Below are 13218 nucleotides of genomic sequence, written 5' to 3'. Positions count from 1 at the left end.
CATGGCAAAAGGCAAGTTTGAACGTACCAAGCCGCACGTGAACGTGGGTACGATTGGTCACGTTGACCACGGCAAAACGACGTTGACGGCGGCGATCACGACCGTTCTGTCGACCAAGTTCGGCGGCGAAGCCAAGGGCTACGACCAGATCGATGCAGCTCCTGAAGAAAAGGCCCGCGGCATCACGATCAACACGGCCCACGTCGAGTATGAAACGGAATCGCGCCACTACGCGCACGTTGACTGCCCGGGCCACGCTGACTATGTGAAGAACATGATCACGGGCGCCGCCCAGATGGACGGTGCGATCCTGGTCGTGTCGGCCGCTGACGGCCCGATGCCGCAAACGCGTGAACACATCCTGCTGAGCCGCCAGGTTGGCGTGCCGTACATCATCGTCTTCCTGAACAAGGCTGACATGGTTGACGACGCCGAGCTGCTCGAGCTGGTGGAAATGGAAGTTCGCGAACTGCTGTCCAAGTACGACTTCCCGGGTGATGACACCCCGATCGTCAAGGGTTCGGCCAAGCTGGCGCTGGAAGGCGACAAGGGCGAACTGGGCGAGCAGGCCATCCTGGCGCTGGCTGCCGCGCTGGACTCGTACATCCCGACGCCTGAGCGTGCCATCGATGGCGCGTTCCTGATGCCGGTTGAAGACGTGTTCTCGATCTCGGGTCGCGGCACCGTGGTGACCGGCCGTATCGAACGCGGCATCATCAAGGTCGGCGAAGAAATCGAAATCGTCGGTATCGTGCCGACGGTCAAGACGACCTGCACGGGCGTGGAAATGTTCCGCAAGCTGCTGGACCAAGGTCAAGCCGGCGACAACGTGGGCATCCTGCTGCGCGGCACCAAGCGTGAAGACGTCCAGCGCGGCCAGGTTCTGGCCAAGCCGGGCTCGATCACCCCGCACACGGACTTCACGTCCGAGGTGTACATCCTGTCCAAGGAAGAAGGCGGCCGCCACACCCCGTTCTTCAACGGCTATCGTCCCCAGTTCTACTTCCGCACGACGGACGTGACCGGCACGATCGACCTGCCGGCCGACAAGGAAATGGTTCTGCCGGGCGACAACGTGACGATGACCGTCAAGCTGCTGGCCCCGATCGCCATGGAAGAAGGTCTGCGTTTCGCCATCCGTGAAGGCGGTCGTACCGTCGGCGCCGGCGTCGTCGCCAAGATCCTGAAGTAATCCGGATCTGTTAAGCAGCACCCAACCAGCGAGGGCGTGATCCCGCCCTCGCATTTCGTTCTTTAGGAAACGCCATGAAAAACCAAAAGATCCGCATCCGCTTGAAAGCCTTCGATTACAAGCTGATCGATCAATCGGCCGCTGAAATCGTCGACACCGCCAAGCGTACCGGCGCCGTCGTCCGCGGTCCGGTGCCGCTGCCCACGCGTATCCGTCGCTATGACGTCCTGCGTTCGCCGCACGTCAACAAGACGTCGCGCGACCAGTTCGAAATCCGCACCCATCAGCGCCTGATGGACATCGTTGATCCCACCGACAAGACCGTTGACGCCCTGATGCGTCTGGACCTGCCGGCCGGCGTCGACGTCGAAATCGCGCTGCAATAAGGCGCTCGCGGGCCTGCTACCTTCGCCGGTAGGTTCGTCAAAAAATGGCCGCACTCCTCACGGACTGCGGCCATTTTGTTTTTCTGCCCAGCCATGTGAGCGGGCGCTTACTACCGGCGCCAACCGAACCTGGCAGCGACGGCCGTTTCTGCCCGCGCAGAACGTCGCGAAAATGCCTACGCCCGCACGCCCCAAATCCGCTAAGTGCTTGTGCCGCCTGAAAAAATCATGCTAATATGCGAAGCTTGCCATTTTGTGGCAAGACTAACTATGGGCAAAGCGCCGGTCATTTCCGCTGTTTGGCACTGACGGGCCTAGCCCAGGTTGTACATAGTCGTAGGGCAAAGGCCGTTACCTTTTGCCTGATTAGCCCCGACCAATCGCAGTCGGGAATGGAGAAAACGATGTCGAATTCGACACCCACGCCCGCCGCTCACCGGCTGGGGCTGGTGGGTCGCAAGGTCGGCATGACCCGCATTTTTACCGAGGAAGGTGAATCCATCCCGGTGACCGTGCTGGACGTGTCCAACAACCGCGTGACCCAAGTTAAGTCGCTGGAAACCGACGGCTACGCCGCCATCCAGGTGGCTTATGGCAATCGTCGTGCCTCGCGTGTGGCTCAGCCGCAAACGGGCCACTATGCCAAGGCCGGCACTGAAGCCGGTAGCATCCTCAAAGAATTCCGCCTTGATCCCGCTCGCGCCGCTGAATTTTCGGCCGGTTCCGTGATCGCCGTGGAATCCGTGTTCGAAGCCGGCCAACAGGTCGACGTCACGGGCACGACCATTGGTAAAGGCTTTGCCGGTACCATCAAGCGTCACAACTTCGGTTCGCAGCGCGCGTCGCACGGTAACTCCCGTTCGCACCGCGTTCCCGGCTCGATTGGTCAAGCTCAAGATCCGGGTCGTATTTTCCCGGGTAAGCGCATGGCTGGTCACCTGGGTGACGTCACCCGCACCGTTCAAAACCTCGACGTCGTTCGCGTTGACGTTGAGCGCGGCCTGCTGCTGGTCAAGGGCGCTGTCCCCGGCCACGCTGGCGCGGACATCGTTGTGCGCCCGGCCATCAAGGCCCCGGCCAAGAAGGGAGCGTAAGTAAATGGATCTCAAGCTCCTGAACGACCAAGGTCAGGCCGCTGCTACGTTCAGCGCGCCCGACACGATCTTCGGCCGTGACTTCAACGAAGCGCTGATTCACCAGATCGTGGTGGCTTTCCAAGCCAACGCCCGTGCTGGCAACCGCGCTCAGAAGGACCGTACGGAAGTCAAGCACTCCACCAAGAAGCCCTGGCGCCAGAAGGGTACCGGCCGCGCTCGCGCCGGTATGACTTCGTCGCCGCTGTGGCGTGGTGGTGGTCGGACCTTCCCGAACTCGCCCGAAGAGAACTTCAGCCAGAAGGTCAACAAGAAGATGTACCGCGCCGGGATCCGTTCGATCCTGTCGCAGCTCGCTCGTGAAGACCGCATCGCCGTCGTTGAATCGTTTGATCTGGAATCGCCCAAGACCAAGGCTGCCGCTGCAAAGCTGAAGAGCCTGGGCCTGGATTCGGTCCTGATCATCACCGACAGCGTCGATGAAAATGTTTACCTCGCCACCCGCAACCTGCCGCACGTTGCCGTTGTCGAGCCCCGTTATGCCGATCCGTTGTCGCTGGTCCACTACAAGAAAGTGCTGATCACCAAGCCGGCCATCGCTCAACTCGAGGAGATGCTGGGATGAACGCTGAACGCTTGATGCAAGTCATTCTGGCTCCGATCGTGACCGAAAAGGCCACGTTCGTCGCTGAGAAGAATCAGCAAGTCGCTTTCCGTGTCGTGGCTGACGCTACCAAGCCGGAAATCAAGGCTGCCGTCGAACTGCTCTTCAAGGTGCAGGTCGAGTCCGTGCAGGTCCTCAACCGTAAGGGCAAAGTCAAGCGCTTTGGCCGATTCGTTGGCCGTCGCCGTAATGAGCGCAAGGCTTACGTCTCGCTCAAGGACGGCCAGGAAATCGACTTTGCGGAGGTGAAGTAAATGGCCCTCGTAAAAGTTAAGCCGACTTCGGCTGGCCGCCGTGGCATGGTGAAGGTTGTCAGCCCGAACCTGCACAAGGGTGAGCCCTACGCGCCGCTGCTCGAAAAGAAGACCCGTGGTTCTGGCCGTAACAACAACGGTCACATCACCATCCGTCACCGTGGCGGTGGTCACAAGCAGCACTACCGCGTCGTCGACTTCCGTCGCGACAAGGATGGCATCCCGGCAAAGGTCGAGCGTCTGGAATATGACCCCAACCGTACGGCGCACATCGCTCTGCTGTGCTACGCCGACGGCGAACGTCGTTACATCATCGCTCCCCGTGGTCTGGAAGTCGGTGCGACCCTGCTGTCGGGCACCGACGCGCCGATCCGCGCCGGCAACACGCTGCCGATCCGCAACATCCCGGTGGGTACGACGATTCACTGCGTCGAAATGCTGCCTGGCAAGGGTGCCCAGATGGTCCGCTCGGCCGGCGCTTCCGCCGTCCTGCTGGCTCGCGAAGGCATCTACGCTCAAGTGCGTCTGCGCTCGGGTGAAGTCCGCCGTGTGCACATCGAATGCCGTGCCACCATCGGTGAAGTCGGTAACGAAGAACACAGCCTGCGCCAAATCGGCAAGGCCGGTGCAATGCGTTGGCGCGGTGTCCGCCCGACCGTTCGTGGCGTTGCCATGAACCCGGTGGATCACCCGCACGGTGGCGGCGAAGGCCGTACCGGTGAAGCACGCGAGCCGGTCAGCCCGTGGGGCACTCCGTCGAAGGGTTACAAGACCCGTCGCAACAAGCGGACGAACAATATGATCGTCCAACGGCGCAAGCGCAAGTAAGAGGCGAACACTATGTCACGTTCGATCAAGAAAGGCCCGTTTGTCGATGCTCACCTGATCAAAAAGGTGGACACGGCCGTCGCGGGCAAAGACAAGAAGCCGATCAAGACCTGGTCGCGTCGTTCCACGATCCTGCCCGAGTTCATCGGTCTGACGATCGCTGTGCACAACGGCAAGCAGCATGTTCCCGTGTACATCAACGAGAACATGGTCGGTCACAAGCTGGGCGAGTTCGCGCTGACCCGTACGTTCAAGGGTCACGCCGCGGACAAGAAGGCGAAGAGGTAAGCGATGGAAACTACTGCCATTATCCGTGGGGTTCACATCTCCGCACAGAAGACCCGTCTGGTTGCGGACCTGATCCGCGGCCAGAAGGTCGGCCGTGCGCTGGAAATCCTCACCTTCTCGCCGAAGAAGGCTGCCGTCATCCTGAAGAAGGCTGTCGAGTCCGCCATCGCCAACGCCGAGCACAACGACGGCGCCGACATCGACGAACTGAAAGTCACCACGATTTTTGTGGACAAGGCTCAGTCGATGAAGCGCTTCTCCGCTCGCGCCAAGGGCCGCGGCAACCGTATCGAGAAGCAGACCTGCCACATCACGGTCAAGGTCGGAGCTTAAGGAGTCACGATGGGTCAGAAAATTCACCCCACTGGGTTCCGTCTCGCGGTCACCCGTAATTGGTCCTCGCGTTGGTTCGCCGACGACAAGGCCTTCGGCACGATGCTCGCCGAAGACATTCGCGTTCGCGAGTACCTGAAGAAGAAGCTCAAGAGCGCCTCCGTTGGTCGCGTGATCATCGAGCGTCCCGCCAAGAATGCCCGCATCACCGTCTACTCGGCTCGTCCGGGCGTGGTGATCGGCAAGCGCGGCGAAGACATCGAAAGCCTGAAGGCTGATCTGCAGCGCCTGATGGGCGTGCCCGTGCACGTCAACATCGAAGAAATCCGCAAGCCGGAAACCGATGCTCAACTGATCGCCGACTCGATCTCGCAACAGCTCGAGAAGCGCATCATGTTCCGTCGCGCCATGAAGCGCGCGATGCAGAACGCCATGCGTCTGGGTGCCCAGGGCATCAAGATCATGAGCTCGGGCCGTCTGAACGGTATCGAAATTGCTCGCACCGAGTGGTATCGCGAAGGCCGTGTGCCGCTGCACACCCTCAAGGCCAACATCGACTACGGCACCTCCGAAGCCCACACCACGTACGGCGTGATCGGCATCAAGGTCTGGGTCTACAAGGGCGACATGCTGGCCAACGGCGAATTGCCGCCGGAAACCGCAGCCCCGCGTGAAGAAGAACGTCGTCCGCGCCGCGCTCCGCGTGGCGATCGTCCGGACGGTGCTCGCACCGGTCGTCCGGGTGGTCGTGGCCGCGCTCCCCGCAAGGCGGATGCTGCTCCGGCGCCTGAAGGAGAATAACCATGCTGCAACCCTCTCGCAGAAAGTATCGCAAAGAGCAGAAGGGCCGCAACACCGGTCTGGCGACCCGTGGCACCCACGTGTCGTTCGGCGAGTTCGGCCTGAAGGCCACGGGCCGTGGCCGTCTGACCGCTCGTCAGATCGAAGCTGCTCGTCGCGCCATCAATCGTCACATCAAGCGTGGCGGCCGTATCTGGATTCGCATTTTCCCGGATAAGCCCATCTCGCAGAAGCCTGCCGAAGTCCGTATGGGTAACGGTAAGGGCAACCCGGAGTACTGGGTTGCTGAAATCCAGCCCGGCAAGGTGCTCTACGAAATGGAAGGGGTTAGCGAAGAGCTCGCGCGTGAAGCTTTCCGCCTGGCCGCTGCCAAGCTGCCGATTTCGACCACGTTCGTCGCGCGTCATATCGGTGCTTAAGGAGTACTAACATGAAAGCTAGCGAACTCCGTTCGAAAGACGCCGCCGAGCTCGGCAAAGAGCTCGAAAGCCTGCTGAAGGCACAATTCGGTCTGCGTATGCAGAAGGCCACGCAGCAACTGGCCAACACCAGCCAGCTGCGCAACGTGCGTCGCGACATTGCGCGCGTTCGTACCTTGCTGACCGAGAAGGCAGGGAAATAAAGATGAGCGAAACTCAAAACACCCAAGTGGCCAAGCGCCAGCGCACGCTGGTTGGCAAGGTCGTCAGCAACAAGATGGACAAGACTGTCGTGGTTCTGGTTGAACGCCGCGTCAAGCACCCCATCTTCGGCAAGATCATCATGCGTTCCGCGAAGTACAAGGCGCACGATGAGTCGAACCAGTACAACGAAGGCGATACGGTTGAAATCGCTGAAGGCCGTCCCATCTCGCGCTCGAAGTCGTGGCGCGTGGTGCGTCTGGTTGAAGCCGCACGTATCATCTAAGTGAAAGCAAGACATCGGAACGGTTCGCCGTTCTGATATAAAACGGCAAGGGCTAAACCCCTTGCCGTTTTTTTTTGCCGCCTGCGTGCCACGAAGCAGAGGAACCATGCACCGTTTCATGAAATCGCGCCGATCGGCCTGGCTGGCCGCATGCGGCTTTGCGATGGTCAGCGCCGTGGCGCAGGCGCAGGCCCAGGACCCGGCAACCGCGCCCTCGCGTTCCCTGACCCCCGAGCCACGCACCGGCGCGCCATCGCAGTCGGGCAAGGGCGTGGCGAAGCCGGATGCCGCAGCCAGCCCGCCAACGGCCTCGGATCCCGCGACGATCGGCCGCGCCCTGCTGAACGCGGGGCCGGATCCTCGCGTCAATCTGGAAGGACGGTCGCGCGATCATGCGGCGATCTTCGGCACCGACGATCCGGATGAACAGGCGTTGTTGGACCAGGAACGTGCGCTGCAGGCACAACGCGATCAGCTACGGATACTGGAGCGCGTGCTGAATGCCACGCCGCAAGGAGCGGGCCCGCCGGCGTCGGCCACGATCCCCCTGAATTCCGGGGCGCCCATGAACATGCCCCGGCTGGCCCCGACGCCATCGGGATCCCAGTTGGATCGGGCCGGCAGCGACTCGCGCCGAAGCGTTGACGAGATGCAACGCCGAGTCAACGCGCTGCGGCGCGACGCGGATACGTTGAGGCAGGTGGGCCGTTAGCGCAGGCCGTGGGATTTCGGATGTGCGGCCTGGCGGGCAGGGCGGCGTGCGAACTCCCGCAGGCGCCCTGCGATGCCCGTGGGAAAGTAATAGACCGACAACACGAACAGAATCCCCAGCCACAACAGCCAGCGGTCCGGTTCGAACAGCATGGCCAAAGGCGCGATGCCGGAAATCCCATCGTGGATCGCCTGCAGCCCGTCCTGCAGGTAGCTCTGCGCGAACACGAACAGGCTCGCGCCGACCACCGCGCCGTACATCGTGCCCATGCCGCCGATGACCACCATGAGCAGGATGTTGAGCATGATCTCGAACGAGAGGGTCGTATCCGGCCCGTTGTAGCGCAACCATAGCGCGTACATCGCTCCGGCCAGCGTGGCGAACGCGGCCGCCAGCAGATTGGACAGGCTGCGGTACAGCACGGTGCGATAACCGATGGCTTCGGCGCGGAATGGATTCTCGCGGATCGCCTGCAGCACGCGGCCGAACGGGGAATTCACGATGCGCAGCAACATCAGGAACAGCACCACGCAGACGGCCGCGATCAGGTAGTACGTGATGATCCGCCCGTCCACGTTGACGCCGAACACGGGCTCGGACAAAGGGCGAAACGCGGGCCGCAGCATCTGCGGCACCTTGAAGTTCAGGCCGTCCTCGCCACCCGTCAGGTCCGAGAGCTGCGAGACCAGCGTCTGGAAGGCCGCGGCGACGGCCAGGGTGATCATGGCGTAGAAGATCGCGCGCACGCGCAGGCTGGCTAGGCCGATCAACAGCGCAAAGGCGAGCGACACGGCCAGGCCGCCCGCGACCCCCGTGAAAACCGCCGTCCAACCCGGATCCATGCGCATGCTGGCGATCACCACGCCGTATGCGCCTATTCCGAAGAACATGGTGTGCGCGAAACTGACGATGCCGGTGTACCCCAACAGCAGGTCGTAGCTGGCAACCAGGATGATGAAGACAAGAATCTTCGCCGCCACGGCCAGCGCCTTCGGGCCGGGGAACAGGAACGGCGCCACGGCCAGCGCGGCCACGATCGCCATGAGCAGCAGTGCCAGGATCGCGCTGCGCGGAGGGTCGCCGGAAAGCAGGCGGAACGACATGTCGACGGCTCCTAACGGTTCGTGACCGGGTACACGCCTTGCGGCCGCCACAGCAAAATGGCGACCAGCAGCGCGATATTCGAGAACAGGGCGGCCTTCGGCATAAGGAAGCCCGTGTAGTTCGCCATCAGGCCCACCAGCAGGGCGCCGATGAGACAACCCACCGTCGAGCCCAGGCCCCCGATCATGATGACGATGAAGATCAGCACGTTCACCTGCGCGCCCAGCTGGGGCACGATCGACTGCTGGTACATCCCCCACAGCACGCCGCCCAGGCCGGCGAGCATCGACCCGGCGACGAATACGCCGACAAAGAGATGCCGGATGCGGTAGCCCAGGCTTTCGACCATCTCGCGGTCTTCGACGCCGGCGCGTATCAGCAGCCCCAGCTTGGTGCGGTTGAGCACCCACAGCATGCCGCCCAGGACCACCAGGCCCACCAGCAACGCCAGCACGCGGTACTTCTCGATGGCGGCGTCGCCCAGCAGGAATGCGCCGCGCAGCGACTCCGGCAGCGCGAGGGTGAGCGTCTGCGGCCCCCACATCATCTTGATGATTTCCTCGCCGATGATCATGCCGCCCATGGTGATGAGGATCTGCTTCAGATGCTGGCCATAGACCGGCCGCACGATCACGCGCTCGAACGCAAGGCCCACGGCGCCGGCCACTAGCATGCCCACGATCATGGCGGGCAACACCGCGACGAGATTGGCCCACAGGCTGCCGGACTGCGTCCAGTCGGCCATGGAGCCCAGGATGGTCGCGGCCATGTAGGCGCCGATTGCGATGAACAGGCCGTGCCCGAAGTTCAGCACGTCCATCAGGCCGAAGACCAGGGTCATCCCTGAAGCCACGATGAAGATGATCATGCCCATGGCCAGGCCCGCGAAGGTCAGCGTGACCCAGGTGGAGAACGACCCGACGAGCGGCAGCGCGATGGCGGCCAGCGCCAGCACCAGCAGCACCGGCACGAGATCGGCGCGCGCGCGGGGCAGGGGGGCCTCGATGTCCAGCGTACTCATTGGTGGCTTCCTAGTGACAGGCCCAGCAGGCGCGTCTGCAGCGCCTCGTCCGCGGCCAGTTCGTCCATCGCGCCGGCATGCACCACCTTGCCGTTGTCCATGATCGCGGCGTAGTCGCCGACGCGGCGGGCGAAATTGAAGTTCTGCTCGACCAGCAGGATGGTGGTGCTGGATTGCTTGAGCTCGATGAACGCATCGATCATGTTCTGGATGATGGCGGGCGCCAGGCCCTTGCTCGGTTCGTCGACCAGCAGCAGGCGGCGCGGTTCGATGATCGCGCGCGCCATCGCCAGCATCTGCTTCTGGCCGCCGGAGAGCTTGCCGGCCGGATGCAGCCAGAACTTTTTCAATGCCGGGAAGAATCCAAAGATCCACTCCAGCCGCGCCGTGTCGAGGTGGTCGGCGCTACGCGCCAGGCGCGCCGCGAGCAGGATGTTCTCCTTCACGGACAGGTCGCCAAAAATGCCCATGTTCTCCGGCACGTAGGCCATGCCCATGCGCGCCATGTCGGGCGGCGTCGTGCGCGTTCCCGGGCCGCCGATGGGCTTGCCGTCCAGGCTGACCTGGCCCTGCGACGCGCGCCACAGGCCCATGATGGTGCGCAGCGTTGTCGTCTTGCCCGCGCCATTGCGGCCGAGCAGCATGGTGACGCCCGAAGCCGGCACCGAAAGATTCACCCCATGCAGGATGTGATAGGCGCCGATGTGCGTGTGGACGTCCTTCAGGTGCAGGAGCGGATGCGCTGTCATGCCCCCACCTCCGGCGCGCTGATGCCCAGGTAGGCCTCTTGGACGATGGGCGATGCGATGACCGCCGCGGGATCTCCGTCCGCCATCAGCCGGCCGTTGTGCAGCACGACGATCCGATCCGCCAGCTCGCGCACGACATCCATCTTGTGCTCCACGAGCAGGATGGTCTTGGAGCCATCGCGCTTCAGTTCGCGGATCAGGGCCAGCACAATGGGCACGTCGTCCACGCTCATGCCGGCGGTGGGCTCGTCAAACATGAATACCTTGGGTTCCAGCGCGATGAGCATGGCGATCTCGAGCTTGCGCTGATCGCCATGGGGCAGGTCGGCGGCGGGGTGATCGCGGCGCGCGGTCAGGCGCGTGCGTTCGAGCAGCGCATCGGCGCGCTCGATGAGGCCGCGGTCGTCGCTCCAGGTGCGCCAGAACCTGATGTGCCGCCAGCCCAGGCCCTGCTGGCGCGACTGCAGGGCAAGCCGCACGTTCTCGTGCACGCTCAGGCGCGGAAAAAGCTGCGTCAGCTGGAACGCGCGCCCCAATCCCGCATGCATGCGCGCGGGTGCGGACAGTCCGGTCAGGTCCCGTCCGTCCAGCGTCACCGTTCCGGCACTGGCGCGCAACTGGCCCGAGATCAGATTGAAGTATGTCGTCTTGCCCGCGCCGTTCGGACCGACGATGGCCGTCAGCGTGCCGGGCGCGTAGGCGCAGCTCACGTCATTGACGGCCACGTGCCCGCCAAAGCGGACGGAGAGCGAATGGGTCTCAAGCATGAGCGGCGGGAATCAACGCTTGTTCTGGACCGGAACGGCCATCTGGTCGGGGGTGATCTCCTTGACCAGATCCTGGACCGCCCAGGGCACCGAGGGATCGTTCTTGATGCGGAAGTGGTACATCGACTGCATCGCCTGGTGATCCTCGGGCCGGAACGTCATCTTGCCCTTGGGCGTGTCGAAGCTCATACCTTCCATGGCCTTGATCAGCTTGTCGGTGTCGGAATCGCCGCCGGTCTTGTTCAGCGCCGCGACGATCGCGATGCCCGAGGCCATCCCGCCCGCCGTGAAGAAGTCGGGCGGCTGGCCGAAGCGCTTCTGGTGTTCGGCCACGAGCCAGTCATTGACCGGATTCTTCGGGATGCCGTAGTAGTAGTACGTGGCGCCTTCCATGCCCGCCAGCGACTTCAGCGGCGTCATGGCGGTCAGCGTGTTGCCCCCCGTGGCGATTTCGATGCCGTAGCGCTTGGGGTCCAGATCGGCGATCTTGAACGGATTGCCCGCGCCGGCCCACAGGATGAAAATGATCTTGCGACCCGGCTTGTCCTTGAGCGCATCGAACAGGCGCTGCGCGCCGGCGGTGAAGTCCGTGGCATTGGCCGGCAGGTATTCCTCGTGCACGATCTTCGCGTTCTTGAGCGCACCCTTGAATGCCTTGACGCCGTCGCGGCCAAAGGCATAGTCCTGCGCCAGCATGGCGATCGACGTGCCCGGCTGGTCGAACGCCACGGCGTTTGCGATGGCGTCCTGCGACGAATTGCGGCCCGTGCGGAAAATGTACTTGTTCCACTTTTCGCCGGTGATGGAGTCCGCCACGGCGGGCTCTACCAGCAGGATCTTTTCGTATTCTTCCGCGATCGGCAGCATCGCCAGCGCCACGCCCGACGAGGTGGGCCCCACCGCGATGTCCGCGTTGTCGTCGGCATAGGCGGACGCAAGCTGTGCGCGGGCGACGTCGGGCTTGCCCTGGTTGTCCTTTTCGATGACGCGGATCTTGCGCCCCGCCACCGTCATGGTGCCCTGGGTGGCGTATTCCAGGCCCAGCATCAACCCGTTCTGGGTCTGCTTGGCGTAGGCCTCCAGCGGGCCTGTCTTGTCGTAGACGTGGGCCACCACGAAATCCTTCGCTGCAAGCGCGGAACCCGCGGAACTCATGCAAAGGCTGGCCAGCGTGGCGAGCAGAACGCGTTTCATGGAAGTCTCCTGGTGTCAGTGGGCACGTGCCGCCGTGTCGTCCGGCGTGGCAAGGAATTGTCGGATGGCGTCGATCTGGGCCGGCACGTTCAAGGCGGGGGCGTGGCCGCAGTCGGGAAAGTCGATACGCTGCGCGCGCGGGCCGCGCCGTGTCATGGCGTCGGCGACCTCGGGCAGCAGCAGATCCGAATCGGCGCCGCGCAGCAGCAGCACAGGCATGCGCAGCGAGTCATATCCCGCCCAACGGTCGTAGTCGCGGGGATGATGGCTGAACTGGCCGACGATGGCGGGGTCGTAATGCGTCGTCACCTGGCCGTCGGGCAGGCGGCGCACCGACGTTTCCGCCATCCGGCGCCACTGCTCATCGCTTTGCCAGCCGTAGGGCTTGTAGGCTGCGCGCAACCACGTCTCGAGTTCGGTCACGGTGTCGAAGGCTGGCGGATTGCCGGCATAGGCAAGAATGCGCTCGATGGCCGGTTGCGGCAGCTCCGGTCCGATGTCATTGACCACGAGGTGCGAGATGCGGTCGCGCAGCGTGGTGGCGGCGGCGTGCATGCCGGTCGCCCCGCCCATGGAAGTTCCCACCCAGCGCACGCGCTGGAGCGCCAGGCCGTCCAGGAAAGCCCGCGCGAGCGTAGCGTAGAAGTCCAGCCGGTATTCCGCGACCGGATCGGGGCTCCATTGGGACAGGCCGCGCCCGATCGCATCGGGACAGAGGATGCGGTAGTCGCCCGCCAGGGCCTGCGCCAGCTCGTCGAAGTCGCGGCCGGTGCGAGCCAGGCCATGCCACATGACGATGGGGGGCGCGTCGGCCGGGCCCCACTCGGTGTAGTGCAGCTCGCGCCCCGCGCAGCGCAGGTAGCGCGAGACGGGCGTTGGGCGGGCGGCTGCCGCGCTTGCCTGTGCCATGTGTCTCCTCCCGGGT

19 protein-coding genes are annotated in these 13218 nt (G+C 63.5%); 13 read left to right on the top strand and 6 right to left on the bottom strand.

Translation table 11 applies throughout. The annotated features are described in order from the left end of the window. Position 1 precedes the first annotated feature (1 nt). From tuf to ACZ50Q_RS27930, 13 genes are all read left to right on the top strand, one after another. A complete protein-coding gene (gene tuf / locus ACZ50Q_RS27990) occupies positions 2 to 1192 on the top strand; it encodes an elongation factor Tu (RefSeq protein WP_142052172.1) in 1191 nt (396 codons plus the stop codon). A 74-nt stretch (positions 1193 to 1266) separates the two neighbouring features. Further along, positions 1267 to 1578, top strand: a complete 312-nt coding sequence (gene rpsJ / locus ACZ50Q_RS27985; RefSeq protein WP_003806903.1) for a 30S ribosomal protein S10 — start codon at positions 1267 to 1269, stop codon at positions 1576 to 1578. Positions 1579 to 1982: 404 nt separating this feature from the next. Then, on the top strand, positions 1983 to 2672 hold the full coding sequence (rplC, locus tag ACZ50Q_RS27980) for a 50S ribosomal protein L3 (RefSeq protein ID WP_076518324.1): 690 nt from the start codon (positions 1983 to 1985) through the stop codon (positions 2670 to 2672). Positions 2673 to 2676: 4 nt separating this feature from the next. Continuing rightward, the gene (gene rplD / locus ACZ50Q_RS27975) at positions 2677 to 3297 is read left to right on the top strand and encodes a 50S ribosomal protein L4 (RefSeq protein WP_076518325.1); all 621 of its coding nucleotides are present in this window, start codon (positions 2677 to 2679) and stop codon (positions 3295 to 3297) included. Then, positions 3294 to 3590 (top strand): 50S ribosomal protein L23, encoded by a 297-nt coding sequence (gene rplW / locus ACZ50Q_RS27970; RefSeq protein WP_006216557.1) that lies wholly within the window; start codon positions 3294 to 3296, stop codon positions 3588 to 3590. The genes rplD and rplW overlap by 4 nt, the downstream gene beginning before the upstream one ends. Next, positions 3591 to 4418 carry a 50S ribosomal protein L2 gene (gene rplB, locus ACZ50Q_RS27965; RefSeq protein ID WP_076518326.1) on the top strand — a complete coding sequence of 276 codons (828 nt, stop codon included), beginning with the start codon at positions 3591 to 3593 and terminating at the stop codon, positions 4416 to 4418. It abuts the gene before it with no gap. A 12-nt stretch (positions 4419 to 4430) separates the two neighbouring features. Beyond that, positions 4431 to 4706, top strand: a complete 276-nt coding sequence (gene rpsS, locus ACZ50Q_RS27960) for a 30S ribosomal protein S19 (RefSeq protein ID WP_006216555.1) — start codon at positions 4431 to 4433, stop codon at positions 4704 to 4706. Between the two features lie 3 nt (positions 4707 to 4709). Next, positions 4710 to 5039 carry a 50S ribosomal protein L22 gene (gene rplV / locus ACZ50Q_RS27955; RefSeq protein ID WP_006227021.1) on the top strand — a complete coding sequence of 110 codons (330 nt, stop codon included), beginning with the start codon at positions 4710 to 4712 and terminating at the stop codon, positions 5037 to 5039. A gap of 9 nt (positions 5040 to 5048) precedes the next feature. Continuing rightward, the gene (rpsC, locus tag ACZ50Q_RS27950) at positions 5049 to 5840 is read left to right on the top strand and encodes a 30S ribosomal protein S3 (RefSeq protein ID WP_056571007.1); all 792 of its coding nucleotides are present in this window, start codon (positions 5049 to 5051) and stop codon (positions 5838 to 5840) included. 2 nt (positions 5841 to 5842) lie between these two features. Then, on the top strand, positions 5843 to 6259 hold the full coding sequence (gene rplP, locus ACZ50Q_RS27945; protein WP_006389610.1) for a 50S ribosomal protein L16: 417 nt from the start codon (positions 5843 to 5845) through the stop codon (positions 6257 to 6259). An 11-nt stretch (positions 6260 to 6270) separates the two neighbouring features. Next, positions 6271 to 6462 (top strand): 50S ribosomal protein L29, encoded by a 192-nt coding sequence (gene rpmC / locus ACZ50Q_RS27940; protein ID WP_003806912.1) that lies wholly within the window; start codon positions 6271 to 6273, stop codon positions 6460 to 6462. Positions 6463 to 6464: 2 nt separating this feature from the next. After that, positions 6465 to 6746, top strand: coding sequence for a 30S ribosomal protein S17 (rpsQ, locus tag ACZ50Q_RS27935; protein ID WP_006216549.1), 282 nt, complete (start codon positions 6465 to 6467; stop codon positions 6744 to 6746). A 106-nt stretch (positions 6747 to 6852) separates the two neighbouring features. Further along, entirely contained in the window at positions 6853 to 7458 is a 606-nt protein-coding gene (locus tag ACZ50Q_RS27930; protein WP_464080129.1) for a hypothetical protein, read from the top strand. Here the strand turns inward: ACZ50Q_RS27930 and ACZ50Q_RS27925 are convergent. Genes ACZ50Q_RS27925 through ACZ50Q_RS27900 form a run of 6 tightly spaced genes read right to left on the bottom strand, consistent with a single transcriptional unit; the run spans position 7455 to position 13202 of the window. Further along, entirely contained in the window at positions 7455 to 8561 is a 1107-nt protein-coding gene (locus tag ACZ50Q_RS27925) for a branched-chain amino acid ABC transporter permease (RefSeq protein ID WP_464080128.1), read from the bottom strand. The genes ACZ50Q_RS27930 and ACZ50Q_RS27925 overlap by 4 nt on opposite strands. Before the next feature lie 11 nt (positions 8562 to 8572). Continuing rightward, on the bottom strand, positions 8573 to 9583 hold the full coding sequence (locus tag ACZ50Q_RS27920; protein ID WP_464080127.1) for a branched-chain amino acid ABC transporter permease: 1011 nt from the start codon (positions 9581 to 9583) through the stop codon (positions 8573 to 8575). After that, positions 9580 to 10332, bottom strand: coding sequence for an ABC transporter ATP-binding protein (locus tag ACZ50Q_RS27915; protein ID WP_076518329.1), 753 nt, complete (start codon positions 10330 to 10332; stop codon positions 9580 to 9582). Before ACZ50Q_RS27915 ends, ACZ50Q_RS27920 begins: the two co-directional genes overlap by 4 nt. Beyond that, positions 10329 to 11099 (bottom strand): ABC transporter ATP-binding protein, encoded by a 771-nt coding sequence (locus tag ACZ50Q_RS27910; protein ID WP_464080126.1) that lies wholly within the window; start codon positions 11097 to 11099, stop codon positions 10329 to 10331. The genes ACZ50Q_RS27915 and ACZ50Q_RS27910 overlap by 4 nt, the downstream gene beginning before the upstream one ends. 12 nt (positions 11100 to 11111) lie before the next feature. Then, positions 11112 to 12293, bottom strand: coding sequence for a substrate-binding domain-containing protein (locus ACZ50Q_RS27905; protein ID WP_076518331.1), 1182 nt, complete (start codon positions 12291 to 12293; stop codon positions 11112 to 11114). Between the two features lie 15 nt (positions 12294 to 12308). After that, positions 12309 to 13202, bottom strand: coding sequence for an alpha/beta fold hydrolase (locus ACZ50Q_RS27900; protein ID WP_464080125.1), 894 nt, complete (start codon positions 13200 to 13202; stop codon positions 12309 to 12311). Positions 13203 to 13218: the final 16 nt, after the last annotated feature.

Source organism: Achromobacter sp. T5-5 (genome assembly GCF_055397965.1).
This window is presented reverse-complemented; position numbering and strand designations above follow the sequence as displayed.